The organism is Psychrobacter sp. 219-2-C (genome assembly GCF_049560815.1).
In the GTDB taxonomy this organism is placed as follows: Bacteria; Pseudomonadota; Gammaproteobacteria; order Pseudomonadales; family Moraxellaceae; genus Psychrobacter; species Psychrobacter faecalis.
The window spans coordinates 994,604-1,014,807 of sequence record NZ_CP186933.1; the positions used below are offsets into that span (position 1 = coordinate 994,604).

General features: G+C 43.1%; 17 protein-coding genes. 15 read left to right on the top strand and 2 right to left on the bottom strand.

Annotated features, from left to right (window positions below):
* Positions 1-283: 283 nt before the first annotated feature.
* The 13 genes from rpoD to yfaE all read left to right on the top strand — a co-directional run bounded on the left by rpoD (position 284) and on the right by yfaE (position 11,927).
* Positions 284-2,203, top strand: coding sequence for an RNA polymerase sigma factor RpoD (gene rpoD, locus ACPEGP_RS03965; protein ID WP_193029956.1), 1,920 nt, complete (start codon positions 284-286; stop codon positions 2,201-2,203).
* 225 nt (positions 2,204-2,428) lie between these two features.
* On the top strand, positions 2,429-2,701 hold the full coding sequence (locus tag ACPEGP_RS03970; protein ID WP_423814004.1) for a hypothetical protein: 273 nt from the start codon (positions 2,429-2,431) through the stop codon (positions 2,699-2,701).
* Between the two features lie 6 nt (positions 2,702-2,707).
* A complete protein-coding gene (locus ACPEGP_RS03975; RefSeq protein ID WP_423814005.1) occupies positions 2,708-2,869 on the top strand; it encodes a hypothetical protein in 162 nt (53 codons plus the stop codon).
* A gap of 366 nt (positions 2,870-3,235) precedes the next feature.
* Positions 3,236-3,883, top strand: coding sequence for a thiaminase II (tenA, locus tag ACPEGP_RS03980; RefSeq protein WP_423814006.1), 648 nt, complete (start codon positions 3,236-3,238; stop codon positions 3,881-3,883).
* A 167-nt stretch (positions 3,884-4,050) separates the two neighbouring features.
* Positions 4,051-4,668: a class I SAM-dependent methyltransferase gene (locus ACPEGP_RS03985; RefSeq protein ID WP_423814243.1), complete on the top strand. Its 618-nt coding sequence runs from the start codon at positions 4,051-4,053 to the stop codon at positions 4,666-4,668.
* Between the two features lie 221 nt (positions 4,669-4,889).
* A complete protein-coding gene (locus tag ACPEGP_RS03990; protein WP_342343299.1) occupies positions 4,890-5,201 on the top strand; it encodes a YbeD family protein in 312 nt (103 codons plus the stop codon).
* A 551-nt stretch (positions 5,202-5,752) separates the two neighbouring features.
* The gene (gene nrdA, locus ACPEGP_RS03995; RefSeq protein WP_423814007.1) at positions 5,753-8,029 is read left to right on the top strand and encodes a class 1a ribonucleoside-diphosphate reductase subunit alpha; all 2,277 of its coding nucleotides are present in this window, start codon (positions 5,753-5,755) and stop codon (positions 8,027-8,029) included.
* 107 nt (positions 8,030-8,136) lie between these two features.
* A complete protein-coding gene (locus tag ACPEGP_RS04000) occupies positions 8,137-9,192 on the top strand; it encodes an AbiH family protein (protein ID WP_423814008.1) in 1,056 nt (351 codons plus the stop codon).
* 141 nt (positions 9,193-9,333) lie between these two features.
* Positions 9,334-9,585, top strand: coding sequence for a type II toxin-antitoxin system Phd/YefM family antitoxin (locus tag ACPEGP_RS04005; RefSeq protein WP_201617391.1), 252 nt, complete (start codon positions 9,334-9,336; stop codon positions 9,583-9,585).
* A complete protein-coding gene (locus tag ACPEGP_RS04010) occupies positions 9,575-9,862 on the top strand; it encodes a type II toxin-antitoxin system RelE family toxin (RefSeq protein ID WP_423814009.1) in 288 nt (95 codons plus the stop codon). Before ACPEGP_RS04005 ends, ACPEGP_RS04010 begins: the two co-directional genes overlap by 11 nt.
* A gap of 22 nt (positions 9,863-9,884) precedes the next feature.
* Positions 9,885-10,256, top strand: coding sequence for a hypothetical protein (locus ACPEGP_RS04015; RefSeq protein ID WP_423814010.1), 372 nt, complete (start codon positions 9,885-9,887; stop codon positions 10,254-10,256).
* Positions 10,257-10,333: 77 nt separating this feature from the next.
* The gene (gene nrdB / locus ACPEGP_RS04020) at positions 10,334-11,467 is read left to right on the top strand and encodes a class Ia ribonucleoside-diphosphate reductase subunit beta (RefSeq protein WP_068408171.1); all 1,134 of its coding nucleotides are present in this window, start codon (positions 10,334-10,336) and stop codon (positions 11,465-11,467) included.
* 193 nt (positions 11,468-11,660) lie between these two features.
* Positions 11,661-11,927: a class I ribonucleotide reductase maintenance protein YfaE gene (gene yfaE, locus ACPEGP_RS04025; RefSeq protein WP_068408173.1), complete on the top strand. Its 267-nt coding sequence runs from the start codon at positions 11,661-11,663 to the stop codon at positions 11,925-11,927.
* Between the two features lie 122 nt (positions 11,928-12,049).
* Here the strand turns inward: yfaE and ACPEGP_RS04030 are convergent, their stop codons facing one another.
* Positions 12,050-13,384, bottom strand: coding sequence for a S1C family serine protease (locus tag ACPEGP_RS04030; RefSeq protein WP_423814011.1), 1,335 nt, complete (start codon positions 13,382-13,384; stop codon positions 12,050-12,052).
* A 415-nt stretch (positions 13,385-13,799) separates the two neighbouring features.
* Between ACPEGP_RS04030 and ACPEGP_RS04035 the strand changes: the two genes are divergently transcribed.
* Entirely contained in the window at positions 13,800-14,693 is an 894-nt protein-coding gene (locus ACPEGP_RS04035; protein ID WP_423814012.1) for a Nif3-like dinuclear metal center hexameric protein, read from the top strand.
* 1,080 nt (positions 14,694-15,773) lie between these two features.
* Positions 15,774-16,997: a transglycosylase SLT domain-containing protein gene (locus ACPEGP_RS04040; protein ID WP_423814013.1), complete on the top strand. Its 1,224-nt coding sequence runs from the start codon at positions 15,774-15,776 to the stop codon at positions 16,995-16,997.
* 137 nt (positions 16,998-17,134) lie between these two features.
* Here the strand turns inward: ACPEGP_RS04040 and ACPEGP_RS04045 are convergent, their stop codons facing one another.
* Entirely contained in the window at positions 17,135-20,176 is a 3,042-nt protein-coding gene (locus tag ACPEGP_RS04045) for a LysM peptidoglycan-binding domain-containing protein (protein ID WP_423814014.1), read from the bottom strand.
* Positions 20,177-20,204 lie beyond the last annotated feature (28 nt).

Sequence of the window (20,204 nt, forward strand, 5' to 3'; positions counted from 1 at the left end):
TCATTTTAAATGCTTTTAGATTTTAAACCGCCATTTTAAGCAAGTTTAAGTAACGGTATTTTTTAGGTAAGCGTGTTTTGACGTATTTATGCAGGAACAGTTTTTAGCGGTTTTTTAGTATTGTAATTGTAGTATTTTGAGCCTTTATTCATATCCACTCATTTTTGTTATTATTGACAACCTTTACGCCATATTTTGATGAATCGATTGATTATATCAACGCACCCCGTAAGCGTTAGCGAGTCACAATATAAAAATGTCCGATACAAGCAAGCGAGTATTTATGAACGATAAGTCAGTTTCTAAGTCCACATCTCAACTGGCCACCTTAATCCAAATGGGTAAAGAGCAAGGGTATTTGACCTATGCCGAGGTGAATGACCAACTGCCCGACTCTATTACTGAAAGTGATCAGATTGAAGATATCGTGCAAATGCTAACGGACGTTGGCATTAAAATTTTTGAATCTGCGCCCGACGCCGATGACATCTTGATGAACGATGATTCAAGCGATGATGACATGGCAGCCGATGAGGCCGCAGCAGTATTGGCTTCGGTTGAGACCGAACCGGGACGCACCACTGACCCTGTACGTATGTATATGCGCGAGATGGGTACGGTTGACCTTTTGACCCGCGAAGGCGAGATTGCCATTGCTAAGCGTATCGAAGAAGGTATTCGTGATGTGCAACATGCCATGGCCTACTGGCCGGGTACGGTACAGTTTGTCCTTGATGAGTACGAAAAAGTACAAGATGGCGAGAAAAAACTGTCCGACGTTATCACAGGCTTTTTAGACCCTGAAACCGAAGAAGATAAAATCGCCGCACAAGAAGCCAAAGACGCTGCTAAAGAAGAGCGCGAGCGTATCAAAGAAGAAAAAGAAAATCCGCCTGTTATCAAAGCAAAAGCCAATGCCAAATTGGCGCTTGACGATGATGATGAAGACGAAGAAGAGGTTGAAGAAGAAGCCGAAGAAGAAACCGGCGGTATCGACCCAGAAGAAGTTCGTCTGCGTTTAGAAGAAATTGAGAACCTGTTTATCAAAGCTAAGCAAGCCTTGCTTGATTATGGCCGTGGTAGCGTAGAAGCGGAAGCAGCTTATGCCCTGCTTGCTGAGCGCTTTATGATGCTTAAGCTCAATAATCGCTTGTCAGACCAAGTCATGGCAATCATGCATGATGTCTATGACGATGTGCGTAAGCATGAGCGTCAAATCATGCGTTTGGTGATTCGCCGTGGCCGTATGCCGCGTGACGAGTTCCGTAAGACTTTCCCAAGCAATGAAACCAACGTCGATTGGCTGATTGAACGTATTAAAGGTAAGCCTGCGTTTGCTGGCACGCTAGAAAAAGTCGCCGACGATGTGATTTTATTGCAGCGCCGCATTCGTGACTACGAGCAGCAGCTCGATATGAAAATCCACGATATGAAAGACGTCGCACGCCGTATGGCTGTCGGTGAAGCTAAAGCACGCCGCGCCAAAAAAGAAATGGTCGAAGCTAACTTACGTCTTGTTATCTCTATCGCTAAAAAATATACCAACCGTGGTCTGCAATTCTTGGACTTAATCCAAGAAGGTAACATCGGTCTGATGAAAGCGGTCGATAAATTTGAATATCGTCGTGGTTATAAGTTCTCAACTTATGCGACATGGTGGATTCGTCAGGCAATCACCCGCTCTATCGCTGACCAAGCGCGCACCATTCGTATTCCTGTGCATATGATTGAGACTATTAATAAGATAAACCGTGTCTCTCGTCAGTTGCTACAAGAAATGGGACGTGAGCCTACACCTGAGGAATTGGGCGAACGCTTAGAGATGGACGAAGTCAAAGTCCGCAAAGTGCTCAAAATTGCCAAAGAGCCTATCTCAATGGAAACGCCAATCGGTGATGATGAAGATTCGCACCTAGGTGATTTCATCGAAGATGGTACAATTTCAAGCCCAGTTGACGATGCGACGGCGGCTGGTCTACAAGAAGCCACGCGTGATGTCTTGAGCAATCTGACTGAGCGTGAAGCACGCGTGCTTAAAATGCGCTTTGGTATCGATATGCCAACCGATCACACGTTAGAGGAAGTCGGTAAGCAGTTTGATGTCACGCGTGAACGTATCCGTCAGATCGAAGCAAAAGCTTTGCGTAAATTGCGTCATCCATCACGTTCTGAGCATCTGCGCTCGTTCTTAGAAAATGACTAATTTATTTAGACATGCTTCATTGTCTAAAAGTTTCTTAAAATTACATCAAAAAAGCTGAGCATGTCTCAGCTTTTTTGTGCCCGTTATTTGATGGCGGTTATTTAATAGCTATTAGCTTATGCTATTAACTTATCTAATCAAAATATCCTAAAAACGCTGCGTTATTGCTGATATCAATTTTTTATAGCCTCTGTCTGCGCAGGCACAGCAAGCAAGCAAGAAAAATTGCTATCAGCAGCAGTATACTTAGAATTACTACAAGATGCGCTTGAGTCAGAATGTGCATTTATTGAATCATGCTTTGCGACGACTGGTGAATTTCCTGCTCCCGGTGAAGCGTATTGCCGAGCGTTTGAAGCACGTTATGAAAGCGCGATTACCCTACGGTTTTTAATTCGCATGGCCTATGCCGCACCTGTGCATTTGACCGATACCAGCGCGGCGACTTTTAATGTCTATATAAAGGTGTTGACTGAGCAAATACAGCTGGCTCTATAGCCTTATGTGCTCGACTCTGCGCAACTGGCGCTTTATACCGATGCTTATCTAGGCATTATCGATAGCTTAAGTGTGGAGCTACTATATGCAGAAGGGTTATATGAGCGCCGTTTTAAAGCCATGCTGATGCTCTACCACACTGCCATTGCACAGCTTAATAAAAAATAACTTTCTAAATGTACGTTACTTTTATTGATGGTTGTTTGAGCATCACTTGCTAATGATAGCTGAGTTCGCCTATCATAGGGACGCTCGGTTGTCTTATAACCATAAAGACCAACATTTGAATCATAAGAACCTTGTCGGGGTGCTTTGATTTTTGATGATTTAATTACCATCAAAATCATGGCTGAGAGAGTCCCGCGAACCTGATGCAGTTAGCACTGACGTAGGAAACAAGCGTGTCGATATACAAGTCACAATTACTTTATGTTTTGCCAATCTATTTAACCTAGACTGGCAAATTTATTGTGCCTTATTATCTCTTTTTTTCTGCCATTTGCTTACTGCACTTTATAACAGTAAGTAAAAACTATGGATTACCAAACACTACGCAATAACTGTCCGACTTGGGATGCTTATATTGGACATGATTTTGTCAATCAACTGGCAGCAGGAACGCTCGCCCCTGACAGCTTTCGCCATTACCTTGTGCAAGACTATTTATACTTAATTCACTATACCCGCGTGATGGCGCTGAGCGTATATAAGAGCGACACGCTGGCACAAATGCGCGTCGGTCAAGCCGGTATCAACGCCATGCTTGATTTAGAAATTGGCATGTATTTAGACTTTTGTCAGCAGTGGGGAATCGCGCTTGAGGAAGTTGAAAACGCTCCTGAATCGCCAGCCACCATTGCCTACAGCCGTTATATCTTAGATGCGGCAATGTCAGGCTCGCTAGCTGAACTGTATGCTGCAATTGCACCTTGCTTGATAGGTTATGGGGAAATTGGTAAGTCTATAAAAGAACAAGGATCTATCGCTGATAATCCGTATCAGCCATGGATTGACGTGTTTTCCAGTCAGGAGTTTCAAGTAATTACCGCACAAAACGAAGCACAAATTAATACGCTATTAGCCGATGCCAGCCCTGCTCAAGCAGCCAAGTTCCAATACTTATTTAATGCCGCAGCGCGTATGGAAGTCAATTTTTGGCAGCAGGCGTTAGATTTGTCTTAATTTATAAACAATCTGACTCGGTTCTAAAAAAGCCCTCTAGAATCAAAAACAATGATCAATAATAACGATCCACAAGGAGAATCATCATGGCAGCATTCGATGAACACGCAAGCGCGTATGACAGCTGGTTTTTTGACAATTAAAATCTACTGACCAGCGAACTAAAACTGGTTGCTCATTTCTTGGATAAAGACAGCGAGATATTGTCTGTCGGCTGTGGTAGCGGACTGTTTGAGTCTCTACTGGCAAAAGACTGTGACATTCATATCAAATACGGTATTGAGCCGTCAAAAGACATGGCAGCAGTTGCAGAAAAGCGCGGTATGCAAGTCGATATCAGCCCTGCCGAAACCTGCGAGATTGAGCCCAATAAGTTTGACATCATCATGTTTAACGGCAGCGTCAGCTATATCAGCGATTTAGATGCCTGTATCAAAAAAGCCTTTGACGCTCTAAAAACGGGCGGCAAACTTATTCTGATTGATGTACCAAAAGAAAGTGGCTTTGCCAGCTTATATAACCTTGCCAGCGCGGTAGATACGTGGGAGCATCCACTACTTGCGCACATCTCGCCTGCTGATCCTTATCCTATCGAGCTGGTGAAGTCAGCTAACTGGCGTACCTCTGATGAAAAAATCGCCTTAATGCAAGCCAATGGTTTCGTTGATTTTGAATATGCGCAGACTTTATTGACCCATCCTATGTATGCCAACGACAAAGTCCAAGAGGTCATCGAAGGCTATGATCGCGGCGACTACGTGGCAATTTGTGGTTATAAAAAATAACGGTTTTAATGTGCGTTATCGCTGGCTGACACTTGAATAATACGCCGAACGCCCTTATAAATGGTGCATAAAGCGCTTATCATATTTCAATAAAAAATAAGGACCACATCATGACTGATGATCCAAAAGACACCACTACTCCAAACACTGACAACTCGAGCACCGAAAGTCAAGGCAGCAATGCTAGTCCAACGTCGAAAAGAGAAGTTAAAGTGACAGAATTGGTCGCTAATGACGGTATCTTAAAAGGCAAAAAAACCGATGTGCAAAACCCTGAGCTGTGGGAGTTCCCAATGAACTACCCAATGAGCATCATCGGTCATGAAGGTGAGCACGAAAGTTTACTCAATGAAGTGAAGCTTATCTTGGGTAGTCAGTTCCCTGAGTTTGATTTGGCCTCTATGGAAGTCAAACCCTCAAAAACAGGACGCTTCCATTCGGTACGTGCCAATTTATACTTAACCACCGTTGAGCAAGTGAACACGCTTTATGCGGCGCTTGATAATGCAAAAACCGTACGTATGGTGGTTTAACGGTAGTTTTGCTAATTTTATAAAATCTAGCCCGTTTTTCATCCGAATCGTCACTCATATGGGTGGCGATTTTTTATTGTCTGCGGTACAATCTCCACCCGAAATATAACTGCTATTTAGACAATTGGCCTTTATAAATTTAGCCAACAATAAAAAGTAAATCCGCGCCATTTTTTACAAAACTTTTATTATTTTTCTTATCGGCGTCTAACCCTTATCCCATCGTCCTTTGCCAAAATTTGGACACGCTTTACCCTCGCATCAACATAGTTTGCCCTTAAAATCAATATAGCATTTTCAAAATTTTCCCGCTATATTGTGTCCACCTACTAACAAATACGCTATATGTAGTGCTCAGTGATTTGAACCGTCACTATGAGCCGCGGCATCGTTTTGCCTAAAAAAACATCTGCCATGACAGGATATCTTGTCTTAAAACAGATAGCGTCTGAAAGATAGCGTGACAAAGCATGTCTGCCAGATTTAACCGCGCAGCAGCCTATAAAGCAACATTATAAATAACTACCTAGCAATCAACTTACGAGGTCAGCATGACACATATCGATAATATCAAAGTAACCAAACGTGATGGACGTTTAGAGCCCATTGATTTAGACAAGATTCATAAGGTTATCGAGTGGGCAGCTCATGATTTAGATAATGTGTCGGTATCGCAAGTTGAGCTAAAGTCGCATATTCAGTTTTATGATGGCATCAGAACGCGTGATATTCACGAAACCATCATCAAGTCAGCCGCCGACCTTATCTCTGAAACCACGCCTGACTATCAGTATTTAGCCGCGCGCTTGGCCATCTTCCATTTACGTAAAATTGCTTATAACAAATTTACCCCGCCGCATCTGTATGACCATGTCAAAACGTTGACCGATGCTGGTAAATATGACGAACATATCCTAGCCGACTATAGCCGCGCAGAATTTGATGAATTAGAAGCATACCTCGACCACTGGCGCGATATGAATTTGGCTTATGCTGCCGTTGAGCAAATGGCGGGCAAATACCTTGTCCAAGACCGCGTGACCAAAACCGTTTACGAGAGCCCGCAGTTCTTATATATGCTCGTTGGCATGTGTTTGTTTGCCAATTATGACAAGGGCGAGCGCTTAAGCTATGTCAAACGCTTTTATGATGCGACCTCACAATTTAAAATCTCGCTACCAACGCCTATCATGTCAGGTGTACGCACGCCGTCGCGCCAGTTTAGCTCGTGCGTCCTAATCGAATGCGGTGATAGCCTAGACTCTATCAACGCCACCACCAGTGCCATCGTCCGTTATGTCTCGCAGCGCGCTGGAATCGGCATCAACGCTGGTCGTATCCGCGCCCTTGGTAGCCCTATCCGTGGCGGCGAAGCACAGCATACTGGCTGTATTCCATTTTACAAACTGTTTCAGACAGCGGTGAAATGCTGCTCACAAGGCGGCGTGCGTGGCGGTGCGGCGACGTTATTTTATCCTTTATGGCATTTAGAAGTTGAGTCATTATTGGTGCTAAAAAACAACCGCGGCGTTGAAGACAACCGTGTCCGTCATATGGACTACGGCGTCCAGTTAAACAAAACCATGTATACCCGTTTGATTAAAGGTCAAGATATCTCGCTGTTTTCACCGTCTGATGTTCCAGGTTTGTATGATGCGTTCTTTGAAGACCAAAACACCTTTGAAGAACTATATACCAAGTATGAAAACGACCCTAATATCCGTAGCCGTCAAATTCCAGCAACAGAATTGTTTAGTCTGATGATGCAAGAGCGCGCCAGCACTGGTCGTATCTATATCCAAAACGTAGACCATTGCAACACTCATAGCCCATTTGATGCCACAGTTGCACCGATTCGCCAGTCAAATCTATGTATGGAAATCGCCCTACCGACCAAGCCACTTGATAACATCAACGATGAAACTGGTGAAATCGCCCTTTGTACGCTATCAGCGGTCAACTTAGGTAAAGTTGAAAACGTCAGCGACATCGAAGAGCCAGCAGAACTTATCGTCCGTGCGCTTGATGCCCTGCTCGACTATCAAGACTATCCAGTCAAAGCGGCTGAAAATGGTAGTATGCGTCGCCGTACCTTGGGCGTTGGCGTGATTAACTACGCTTATTATTTAGCGAAAAATGGCGTGCGCTATTCAGACGGCAGCGCGCTTGGTCTAACCCATCAAACCTTTGAAGCGCTACAGTACTATCTCTTAAAAGCGTCGAACAAATTGGCAAAAGAGCAAGGCGCGTGTCCTGCCTTTAACGAGACCACCTACTCGCAAGGTATCTTGCCGATTGATACTTATAAGAAAGACTTAGATCAAATCTGCCAAGAGCCGCTACATCTCGATTGGGAAACGCTACGTAGCGAGATTACCACTCACGGTCTGCGCAACTCTACCCTAACCGCCTTGATGCCGTCTGAAACTTCTAGCCAGATTGCCAACGCCACCAATGGTATCGAACCACCGCGCGGTCTGGTGTCTATCAAGGCGTCAAAAGATGGCATCTTAAAACAAGTCGTGCCTGAGATTGCTACCCTAAAAGATCAGTACGAGCTACTATGGCAAATGCCGAATAATGACGGTTACCTAAAGCTGGTCGCTATCATGCAAAAGTTCGTCGATCAAAGTATCTCTGCCAATACCAACTACGATCCTGTTCGTTATGAAGGTGGCCGTGTACCAATGAAGATATTGCTAAAAGATCTGCTAAACGCGTATAAGCTTGGCGTGAAGACGTTGTACTACCATAACACTCGTGATGGTGCGAACGATGCGCAAGCGGATATGGAAGATGATTGTGCTGGCGGCGCTTGTAAGATTTAAGTTTGCCAAAGAAGCTCTTTAAATAGAATTTCTGATGGATGGCGGATTTGGCTTTTGAGTTAGATTCGCTATTCGTTTAAAACTATAAAAGCAAACTAGGGCTCGTTATGAAGATTTTATTTATTTTAGGTAATGGTTTTGATATCAATCTTGGGTTAAAAACTAGGTATCAGGACTTTTACGATGTTTATAGCAAAAATCATAGTAATCATGATTTAGTTATGAAACTTAAAAATCATATTAGTAAAAACACAAATGGGTACTGGTCAGACTTAGAACTGGCATTAGGCGAATATACTAAAGAATTTAAAAATATTGAAGATTTTGATACAGTAATGGAAGATATTATTTTGTCCTTATCTAAGTATCTGAAAAATATACAATCTAACTTTAACAAATCCAACATCAAATGTGAGAATTTTTTTCACGATTTGGACTCTCCTGAAAACTATTTAACCCTTGAAGACCAAAAAAAAATACTCGAATTTAAAGATAAATTTCAAAATAGCTCTTGGACTACAAGTATTGTTTCATTTAACTATACAAATATTGTTGAGCAGATTCTAGAAGATACTAAAGACTCCGATATAGGAAGTCATCAACTTTCAAACCAAAAAATAAGACATATTTTAAATAAACGTATACAACATATTCACGGGTACGTAGATAATAAAATGATTTTAGGAGTAAATGACCTAACTCAAGTCGCTAATAATGAACTGCATGAAAATTTAGATATTCAAGAATCAATTGTGAAATCAAAATGTAATGAAGCAAATGGTGATGACTCTATTCTCAATTTTGAAAATAAAATTGAGAATGCAGACTTAATCTGCGCTTTTGGATTATCTTATGGAGATTCTGATAAAGTTTGGTGGGAAAAAATTGGTGAAAGGTTAAGAAACAGTAATAGTCATATGATTATTTTTGATAGAAGTAAGCATATAGACAATACACTATCTTATAAGAATAACCGACTTAGAAGAAATATTAAAAATCATTTTCTAAATCAAACAAAATTACCTGAAAGTGCAAAGGGTACTATAAGTAATAGAATTTATGTTGGTGTAAATACAGATATGTTCCAAAAAATTGTACCTAAGCCTGCTGATATTGAAGTGGCTGACAAATTTGGTGATGCAAAAATTGACTTAGTTGTGTAGCCAGCGCACCGATGATATGAAAATTGTATTTAAAAATGCGCAAGGCGCACCCTACAAAATATATAGATTAACAAATAAGACCTAATTTTCGTGCTAAAATTAGCCCTATATTTAGAGCCTAATATTAGCGGAGAATAAATCATGCAACCGATATTTGCGACACAGACAGCCAGTATATCAGAGCTGAAAAACAACCCTTCGGCACTGATTAAACAGTCGGACGGTGAGTCTATTGCTATTTTAAATCACAATAAACCGGTGGCTTACTTGGTTTCCACAGATATGTATGAGCGCATGATGGAAGCGATGGACGATATGGCATTAAGCCAAACTGTCAGCGCAAGGATGAATGACGGCCAAACACCTATAAAGGTAAGTTTGGATGACTTATAATCTTGAATTTCATCCTTTGGCGTTAAAAGAATGGAAAAAGTTAGCGCCCAGTATTCAGCAGCAGTTTAAGAAAAAATTACAGCAGCGCTTAGCAAGTCCGCGTGTGCCTGCGTCAAAACTCTCAGGACATACAGACGCCTATAAAAACAAACTACGCACCATCGGCTATCGTTTGGTATATATCGTCAAAGATGATGTCGTCGTGGTTTATGTATTAGCCGTAGGCAAAAGAGAAAATAACAAAGTATATGAGGCGCTTGCGACTCGCCAGCCATAATTAAAACACAGAAAGAATAAAAATGACGGAGGTCATAGACGTGCAATATACCGCAATCATCAAAGACGGTGGTTTATTTATCCCTAATGTATTTTCCGACCTAAATGATGGTAACTCGCATATCGTGCAAGTAGCAGTCGATATCGATGACGTTCGTCAGCAATTAGATAGTAGCGCAGTAGAAAAGATGGACGCGCCAAGACCAGCAAAAAAACCCGTTAAAAAGCAGACAAAAAAAGAAGTTCAGAAAGCCGCAGAGGTAGAATTAAGTACGCTACGTAAAAGCGCTATCGATGAGCTAGAAAGCTTAGATGATAGTGAGCTTAGCGAGATTTTTAAAGCGTATATGAATGATGGACAAGAACCAACGCAAATATCTTTAGAGAACCTATAACACCGTTTTGCCCGTATTCTTTAGACGGTATTTTAAAACTTTTGATTCACAACTGTAGCACTTATAAAGGTGGAACTATGACTTACTCGATTTTTTCCCAAACGCCAAACAATGCGCTAACAGAGCCGATGTTTTTTGGTCAGCCGGTCAACGTGGCGCGTTATGACCAACAAAAACACCCTATCTTTGAGCAGTTGATTGAAAAGCAGCTGTCATTCTTTTGGCGTCCAGAAGAAGTCGACGTTTCAAAAGACCGTATCGATTATGGCAACCTGTCGTCGCATGAGCAGCACATCTTTATCAGTAATCTAAAATATCAGACCCTACTCGACTCTATCCAAGGTCGTAGTCCAAACGTGGTGCTATTGCCGCTGGTGTCAATTCCTGAGCTTGAGACGTGGATTGAGACTTGGACGTTTTCTGAGACCATTCACTCGCGCAGCTACACCCATATCATTCGTAATATCGTCAATGATCCCGGCGTGGTCTTCGATGACATTATGCAAAATGAGCACATTTTAGAACGCGCCTCTGATATCGCCAAGTACTACGATGATTTGTACTACGACTCACAGCTTTACAATATGTATGGCGCAGGCACGCATACCGTCAATGGCAAAGAAGTGACCGTTAGCTTAAAATCGCTGAAAAAGCAGCTGTATTTATGCTTGATGGCGGTTAACGTCCTAGAAGCCATTCGTTTTTATGTGTCATTTGCCTGCTCGTTTGCCTTTGCTGAGCGTAAGCTGATGGAAGGTAACGCTAAGATTATTAAATTAATCGCCCGTGATGAGGCGCTGCATTTAACCGGTACGCAGCATATCCTAAACTTGATGCGTAATGGTCGTGACGATCCAGAGATGGTTGAGATTGCTAATGAATGTTTCGATGAAAGCATCGAAATCTTTACCAAAGCGGCGCAGCAAGAAAAAGAATGGGCCGGTTATCTGTTTAAAGATGGCTCAATGATCGGCTTAAATAAAGATATCCTTTGCCAATATATTGAATATATCACCAATTTACGTATGGAAGCGGTTGGCTTGCCAGTAGCGTTCCCGAACTCAAAATCAAACCCTATTCCATGGATTAATACTTGGTTGTCGTCTGATAACGTGCAAGTTGCGCCGCAAGAAACGGAAATCAGCTCGTACCTGGTCGGTCAAATTGATTCAGATTTATCCAATAGCGACTTTGACGACTTTGAACTTTAAGAGCTTTGAACTTTAAGAGCTTTGAACTTTAAGAGCTTTGAACTTTAAACGTTTAACTTTAAACACATTATTGTCATGGCTTAATCTTACTATTTTAAGGTTAGGCCGCTATCGTTTTAGTAAGATTTTATGATTAAAAAGTACCATTAAAGGCACTTTATATGCGATGGGAAAATTAAGATAAGGTTGAATTATGACTTGGGTAATGACGAGTAAGAAGCAATTCTACTTGCATGATGACGAAAGTCTGCTCGATGGATTGCTACGCACCGGACACGATATCAATTATCAGTGTAAGGAAGGCTATTGTGGCAGTTGCCGCATCAAGCGCATCGCCAGCTCACACGTTATTGATTATCCGTTTGAGCCGCTTGCTATGATTGAAGAGGACGAAATCTTGCCCTGCTGCTGCCGCGTGCAGGGCGTCATTTATATCAATCATGAGCTGATAGAAAAATAGCAGCGACATTCATAAAGTTATTTTTAAAAGTAAAAACGCTAATAAAAAAGCGCGCTATTTTGAAGATAGCGCGCTTTTTTGTTATCTCTTAAACTGTAAAGCACTATATGTAAATCATGGCGTTATAAAGGTGCGCCATCTCTTTCAAATAGCTGCAATAGCTCTTCGCGCATACGGTCACGCTCCGCTTCTGACATCATAGGCACTTCTTCTCCATCATTTTGTAGACTAGGATCGCCCATATCGCCAAGCGTTTCATCGTGAATGATAACAGGGCGCGCCATTGGTTCTTGCGCTGGACGCTCTTCTAGCAGGATTTTTACTTGCTTGTTTTTGCCTTGGCGCAGGACTTGAGCGTTAAGCGTGGTATTTGGCGCTTTACGAGCGACATACTGGATTAAGGTATTGGCATCGGTCATCTCAATACCGTCAATTGACAAAATAATATCGCCAATGCGTAAGCCACTCTTAGCCGCTGGACTTTTAGGCACGACATTAAATACTTCGACACCTGTTGAAGTTTCAAGCTGGGTTGGGTCGCGCAGCTGCGATTGGATTTCGATACCGAGCCAACCACGGCTAACCTTTCCATCTTTAATAATCGCATTCATCACTTGCTCAACGATGGCAGTAGGAATGGCAAAGCCAATACCCATCGAACCGCCAGAGCGCGAGTAAATAGCGGTATTAATACCAATGAGCTCGCCGTAAGCATCAACCAGCGCGCCACCTGAGTTACCCGGATTGATCGCCGCATCGGTTTGGATAAAGTCTTCAAACTTATTAACGCCAAGTCCTGTTCGCCCTGTCGCCGAGATAATACCTTGCGTCACCGTCTGACCAACCCCGAATGGATTACCAATCGCCAATGCCACATCGCCAACACGAATAGGGTCTTTACGGAAACCAAGGGGCGTCAAATCAGTCATATCAACTTTAATCACTGCCAAATCACTGTCTGGATCGGTACCAATCAATTTCGCACGACTCTTGCGCCCATCATTAAAGGCAACCGTAATTTCATCAGCTTTTTCAAGGACATGAGCGTTGGTCACGATATAACCATCTTCTGAAACAATGACCCCAGAACCCAAGTTGGTATTGCCCTGCTCTTGGGACGGCCCACCATGAAACTCAAAAAATCGGCGCAATACCGGATCGTTCATATAAGGATGCTCGGCCATCGTCTGCGTGGTATAGATATTGACGACAGATTGTGACGCGCGAGCAACGCCATTATGATAAGAAGCAATCGGCGCAGGTGTATCGGACGCTGGCGCTGATGCTTGCTGCTCGGCAGGCATGGTTCTAGGCGGCTCCCACGCTTGCTCTGATGCCGTCTTCATACTCGTAAACAACCAAATAAACGCTGCAACCACTATCAGCAACAAAACCCAAGGCAACCACGTTAACGCGACGGCCTTGTTATTGTTATTGGTATTCCGAGATGACGACATATAAAAACCTCTCTATTTTAAAAATAGTTTTGTGAAAACAGTTTGGTAAAAACAGTGAATGAATGATAACTATACGCAAACGCTTCTCGTTGGGCAATGATGCTAATAATATCTAAGACAAGATTGAATAATATAAGCGCTACGGATTCTATAGATTCAGGTATGCAAATTATAACTGGCAACATCGATAAATAGTAACGTATCGTGTACCGTTTCAGTTATCCGCGTTATCTACTCTTTTACAGCACCATGCTAAAATGGCGCTATTAAACACCCTAACGACTTAGAGCAAAGTTAATTATAAACAGATATTTTGCTTATTTAGCGGCAATACTTACTGCATTGAACGCTTGAAATTTGTAAATAACAAACAATCAAGAACCGTCCGTAACGGCAACAATTATAAGGAAAGACCATGACCGAACACAATAGCTCGACCGAAACCTTAAACCAGCTTTCAAATCAGTTCTCAAGTCAGTTCTCAAGTCAGTTTTCAAGCCAAACGCCAAATAAGACGATTAGCGCACAAGCTTTGACGGATTTTTGTGACGACTACTTATCAGCAGCAGCCTTTAAAGACTATGCACCAAATGGCTTGCAAGTAGATGGCGGGCGACCTATCGGTCGTATTGTCACCGGTGTCACCGCCTGTGAGGCGTTGATTGACGCCGCGATTGCTGATAACGCCGATGCTATCGTGGTGCATCATGGCTATTTTTGGAAAGGCGAGCCTGAGACCATCACAGGCATGAAAGGTCAACGTATTCGCAAACTGATGCAGCATGGCATTTCTTTGATTGGCTACCACCTGCCACTCGATGCCCATCCTATTATTGGCAATAATGCCAAACTTGCTGAGTTACTCTATATGAATATCATCGGTGCGCTTTATCCGCATGAGTCGCATCCGGTTGGCAATATTGCCAGCTGCCAGCCGCAAAGCGCTCAAAACCTTATTACCCAGATTACCGCTGCTTTAGGTCGGGTGCCATTACACATTCCCGCCACCTATAACGCCGCAACCAACGCTGAGCCTACGCAAGCGGACAGCAGATTGATTGAACGCGTGGGTATCTGCACGGGCGGCGCGCAAGATATGATTGAGCAAGCAGCATTGATGGGCTGTGATGCTTATATTTCTGGTGAAATATCAGAGCGTACCACTCATAGCGCCCGTGAGCTTGGCATTGATTACTTTGCCTGCGGTCACCATGCGACCGAGCGCGGCGGTATTCAGGCGTTGGGCGAACTACTGGCTGAGCAATTTGGCTTGCCCGTGACTTTTATTGACATTGATAACCCAGCCTAACCATTAAGCTCCGCTTGATAATCAAACAGTTTTATCTACCTACAATTGTTTTTTCTCAGTTGAAGCACTAAGTTTATTAAGCGTTAATATTAATATTTTGCGTCAAATACAGAAAATGCTGCTTAGGCGCAATCTTTTCTTATAGCACTTTTTGTCACTGGGTCAGCCAAAACAAAGGCGTTTTTTACCGTTTATAGTGCTATTGTTAAGTTTTATCGCTAATTTATTAACTCCACTTGAATAATATAATGAATATCCGCATATTAGTTCCTGAAGAAAGAATGTCTTGTCATGAGACTTCCCATTTTTATAGCTTCCGGTTATGGCGCTAAAATTTTTTTCATCGATTAAAGCTCTATTTTTTAATAAATTAATAAGGTTTTTAACGGTGATCATTTAAATACTCTCTTTGCCTTATTTAGCTGATGAGACAGTGGTTTTTAAACAGTATTTTTATTTTAGCGTCGCGATAAGATTAGAGCAAAATTTCTCTGATGGTGTTTTTTTTACTCGCTAGCAGACAGAATTATTACTCATCTTTATCGCTGAGCAAACCATATTATTAGCCAGCTCCTCTACTACAATCGATTTAAAGAGTAGCTCGTGATTAATATAAACGCAGCAACGATTAAGTGCAGTTGTACGGCGCTTATGCTGTATATTTGTCTCAATAATTTATTCATGACCTTACCTATGTTTCATATGGTTTTATAGCCAGTCTTTTAATCACTAACTCATTTTATAGCGATGAAGGAATCATCCGATTTATACCCTTCGCGCTGTGGTGCGTCTTTTTTTAGAATGATGTTTGAAGTGCGTGTTTTATCTTCTAAAAAGTAGCTACCTATGCGTTAAATGATAAAAAGACGGTTGTGCTAATGGTTATATATTTGATATTAGCAGCGCCATATGTAAACAAGATGACAGCGACCTTATGCTATTTATCAGGCTGATGTGATCTAAAATGTAACGCCAGTTTATGCCACTTATATAGCCATACGCTTTTTATAACTATATAAGCCGCATAAATTGATTAAGCATTTTTATGGTATGCAGGATGGCTAAAATCAGGAGACATCCATGCAGCGTATTACTTACCGTGTGAAAGTATCTGCGCAAGGGGCCAAACGCCGTATTTCTTATTTACTGCGTCCATCTAAGCGCTTACTGCACACCAAAAGTAACTTCGTTCCAGCAGTTGCACCTATCAAAGTGACTGGTTGCGCCAAAACCAAATTTTCCAAAACCAAGAAATTGGCACAAGTATCAAGCATCGCTTTGCTCTCTTTACCGGCTGAGAGCTTGACCACGATGAACGCGCCCGTGCCCGCCTATGCGCACGTTATGTTAGAAAATACTCTAACGGTTGCTGCTGTACCAGGCGATAGTACTTACTTTGCAACCGACGGTTTTCAGCACGGTTTTGGCTATGATTTAGTGCGTAGCTATGCAGATGGGCTTGGCGTCAACATCAATCTCAAAGCCTATGCTAGCGAAGAGGCGGCGCTCATAGCCTTAAAATCAGGCGATGCCGATATGGCTTTGACCACCGCCAGCACCCAGCTAAAAAGCCAGCTAGACTTAGCCTCTGTCAATGTCAGCTGCGGCTATGATGCCAGTTTAACTAAGAACGGCTTACACCCTAAAGTTAGTTGGACATTTAATTCCGCTAATGACCCGTTATCACAAAAAGCCAGTTATTTTTTATGTGATAGCATCAAGCTTGATCATACACAAAAACTGGCGGCGTTTTATAATCAGAACTTATTAAAAGATGCTTATAGCCAAGACCATTTTAAAAAGACCTTGACAGAAAAGTTGCCTGATTATCAATCATCGTTTCAAGAGCAAGCGCGCAATTATAATCACGACTGGGAGCTACTGGTCGCCATGGGCTATCAAGAGTCGCATTTAAATGCCAATGCCGTCTCTCCGACTGGCGTGCGCGGTATCATGATGCTGACCAATAATACCGCTAAGGCCATGGGCGTCTCTGATCGCGTTGACCCGTATCAAAGTATTGGCGGTGGTGCGCGTTATCTGGAGCAAATGAAAGCCGATTTCGCTGATGTACCAAAGACTGATCGCATCTGGTTTGCCCTCGCCGCTTATAATATGGGTCCAAATGCTGTAAAAGGTATCCAGCGTAAATTGAGCGCCAATGGCATCGATGATAAAAGCTGGGCAAACATATATGCTTATTTGTCGGAAAATAGAGCGTCGAACAGCCGTTATGGTCAGGCCATGCATTATGTGAGTAATATTAGAAGTTATCTTGAAACCATTAAAACCCAAACGGTTTAATATGGTTTTGCTAAAGGCTCTAAACCTTGAATAAAGTCTTAAATCTTGAACAAAGTAATGCCAACAAAAAAGCTGCTCTTATAGAAGAGCAGCTTTTTTTAATGCTTAAAATTTATTAAATACTGCTACATTCTATATCAGCGATTCGGTACGGTTAAACGTTGACCGCGTTGTAGCATGGTATCGACAGCGATATTGTTCATATCGGCAAGCTCTTTGGTAGATACGCCATACTTACGTGCTAGGCCAATCAAACTGTCACCCGAGCCTACGGTATAGCTGACGGTTGCTTTTGGTACTTTGATGGTCTGCCCACGTTGTAACTGGGCGTTGGTCGCCAAATTATTGGTCGCCGCCAAATCCTCTACCGATATCCCAAACTGACGCGCTAAGGCAATAAGACCATCGCCCGCTTTTACTTTATAGCTCTCAGTATTACCAAGTTTTTTGCCGCTACTGCTTGCGGTTTCTGCACTGGCGCTGCTGGTGCTCTTGTTACTGGTGCTACTAGTATTACTGTTAGACGTACTAGTAACACTGACCGTACCATTTGCAGGAATGGTAATCGTACGACCCAATATCAGATTAGAATTGGTTTTCAAATTATTGGCGGCGGCCAAATCACTTAAACCGATATTATAGCGCTGCGCCACGCCCGTTAACGTATCGCCTGATTTCACTTTATAGCTGACCGCTTTGTCATTAAGTTGACGATCGACCAAATCTTTTGAAACCGGCACTTTGATTGTCTGACCACGTTGTAAGCGTGCCCTAGCATCAAAGTTAGGGTTAACGGCTGCTAGCTCTTCAGGACTGATACCAACACTATTTGCAATACCGATTAAAGTATCGCCCGATTTGACCTTATAGTTGGTCGTTGCCACTATACTTGTAGGAGCACTGGTTTTCACAGGATTGCTAGCGCTACTTGAGCTAGTATTTGCGGCAGTAAAGTCTACATTGGCAGGCACTTTTAAGATTTGACCGACGTATAGTGAGTCCGTCGTACCCATATTATTTAAGTTTGCCAAGGTGGTGGTCGGTACATTAAATTGACGAGATAGCGCAATCAAGCCATCGCCCGACTTGACTTTGTAGTTTTTGGTAGCCGTACTAGATTTACTAGGTTTGGTTGATGGCGCAGCAGGCGTGGCAGCAGGTGCAGTGACTTTACCAGGTACCAACCACAGTTTTTGTCCACGTAGCAAGTCTGCTCTACTGCTCAGATTATTGTATGTGGCGAGCTGAGTCACCGATAAGCCAAAACGATTGGCAGTACCGATTAGCGTGTCGCCACCTTGAACGATATAGCTTTCAGGCTGGCTAGTGGTATTGCTCGCACTACTCAATGGCTCGATAGATTTAGCGTTGTATAGGTATAAAGTACTGCCAGCCAACAGATTGGCACTCGCATCTATCTGATTCCATTCAGCGATATCACGCCAGCTAACACCAGCACGGCTGGCGATATTCGCCAAGGTATCACCACGCTTAACCGTATAGGTAGTACGCGTGCCTTGTGGTTTTGGTTTGCTAGCCGATTTTTTCGGGAAGCTCAGTTTCTTCTCTTGCCCAGTTGCCTCTAAAATAGATTGCTGCGTCTGAACGGCTGATAGGTTGATATTACCATCGGCGTTAACGACATTGGTTTCAGGCGTACTGATACGAATCTGATTGGCAATGTAATCACGCTCCGCTTTACTTAATGGCGGCTCTTGAATGATAGTATTGTTTTGCGTTATTTGCGCCGATGTGGTCGGTAAGCTGTTGCTGCTCTTTAACTCAGCGTTAATCTTTTTGGTTTCAGCAGACGTCAGCGGTGGCTCAGTACGGACGGTATTGTTGTTACTGTAAACGGAGCTGCTGGTCGGTGAAGCCGTCGGCGGAATATAACTGGTGGTCTGCTGTGGTACGCTTGCGCTCGCGGCATACTCTGCAAGGGCGCTGCCGGTAGTCGGTAACGAGCCACTACTGGTGTATGGTTTATTATTGTAGCTTGGTGTGGTTGAGCCTGAATAACTAGGCGTTGTACTCGTGCTCGTATTACTAGAAGCTATCACGTTACTGCTACCATTACCTCTTAACGAGCTCAGCTTAGCATCTGTCGTCAAGCTGACATCGTTCGGAATGATAATACGCTGCGGCCCTGATGCGTCGACGCGCGCTGATGTCAGTGCCGTATTTAGCCTTTCTAACTCATCGTAACTGACCCCAGTCACTTGCGATACTTCCGCTAGGCTCACACCATAATTGACCGGTACACTACGAAAATGCTGACGGTTAGCAATAGCAGGCAGATAGACGCCATATTGCTCAGGCTTGGCAACGATTTCAGCAACTGCTAAAAAGCGCGGTACATAGTTCATGGTTTCAGTCGGTAGTCTGAGCGACCAATAATCGGTCGGCAAACCGCGCGCCGCATTGGCATCAATGGCTTTTTGTACGCGACCAGGACCGGCGTTATAAGCAGCTAGTGCCAGCTCCCAACTGCCAAATTGATTATGCAGCGCAGTCAAAAAGTCGTAAGCGGCACGCGTTGATTCAATCACGTCACGGCGACCATCATAGGTACTACTTTGATTTAGACCATAAATGCGTCCGGTACTTGGAATAAACTGCCATAAACCTGCGGCGGCGGCACTACTGGTACCACTTGGATCGTAGGAGCTCTCAATCACTGGCAATAACGCAAGTTCGGTTGGAATATTACGGCGCTCAGCTTCACGAACGGTATGGTAAAGGTAACGACTGGCACGGGCGGTCAAACGGTTTAGATAGTCTTGGCGACTGGTAAACCAACCTTTTTGCGCTTCAATACGCTGATTATAAACAGGGCGTCCACCATTCATACGGTAGCCTGCGCGCAAGCGATTCCACAAATCACCATATTGTTGAATAGCAAGTTTATTACCTTCAACCATCGTCATATCAGTCGCTTCTAATAAATCTGCCAGCTCATCTAAGCTCTCAGCATCCAAAAAAGCCGTTGAATAATCAGCGCCCGTGCTTGGTTTAGTCACTTGGGTAGCGGGACGTTTGTTAACCACAGCTGAGCTGCCGGTCGCACCCGTCTTTTTTACCGCTGAGGTATTACTACAAGCACTGATAAGTAAAGTCGACACCGCCAGCGTCAATGGTAAAGCGATAAAGGAGCGAGATTTTGATGACACAGTAGACATGATAGTGGAAGTTTCCTAACAACAATAA

Excerpts from the sequence above, each read along its gene's own strand:
- rpoD (WP_193029956.1), top strand. The coding sequence starts at position 284 with ATGAACGATAAGTCAGTTTCTAAGTCCACATCTCAACTGGCCACCTTA.
- tenA (WP_423814006.1), top strand. The coding sequence starts at position 3,236 with ATGGATTACCAAACACTACGCAATAACTGTCCGACTTGGGATGCTTAT.
- nrdA (WP_423814007.1), top strand. The coding sequence starts at position 5,753 with ATGACACATATCGATAATATCAAAGTAACCAAACGTGATGGACGTTTA.
- ACPEGP_RS04000 (WP_423814008.1), top strand. The coding sequence starts at position 8,137 with ATGAAGATTTTATTTATTTTAGGTAATGGTTTTGATATCAATCTTGGG.
- ACPEGP_RS04005 (WP_201617391.1), top strand. The coding sequence starts at position 9,334 with ATGCAACCGATATTTGCGACACAGACAGCCAGTATATCAGAGCTGAAA.
- ACPEGP_RS04010 (WP_423814009.1), top strand. The coding sequence starts at position 9,575 with ATGACTTATAATCTTGAATTTCATCCTTTGGCGTTAAAAGAATGGAAA.
- ACPEGP_RS04015 (WP_423814010.1), top strand. The coding sequence starts at position 9,885 with ATGACGGAGGTCATAGACGTGCAATATACCGCAATCATCAAAGACGGT.
- nrdB (WP_068408171.1), top strand. The coding sequence starts at position 10,334 with ATGACTTACTCGATTTTTTCCCAAACGCCAAACAATGCGCTAACAGAG.
- yfaE (WP_068408173.1), top strand. The coding sequence starts at position 11,661 with ATGACTTGGGTAATGACGAGTAAGAAGCAATTCTACTTGCATGATGAC.
- ACPEGP_RS04030 (WP_423814011.1), bottom strand. The coding sequence starts at position 13,384 with ATGTCGTCATCTCGGAATACCAATAACAATAACAAGGCCGTCGCGTTA.
- ACPEGP_RS04035 (WP_423814012.1), top strand. The coding sequence starts at position 13,800 with ATGACCGAACACAATAGCTCGACCGAAACCTTAAACCAGCTTTCAAAT.
- ACPEGP_RS04040 (WP_423814013.1), top strand. The coding sequence starts at position 15,774 with ATGCAGCGTATTACTTACCGTGTGAAAGTATCTGCGCAAGGGGCCAAA.
- ACPEGP_RS04045 (WP_423814014.1), bottom strand. The coding sequence starts at position 20,176 with ATGTCTACTGTGTCATCAAAATCTCGCTCCTTTATCGCTTTACCATTG.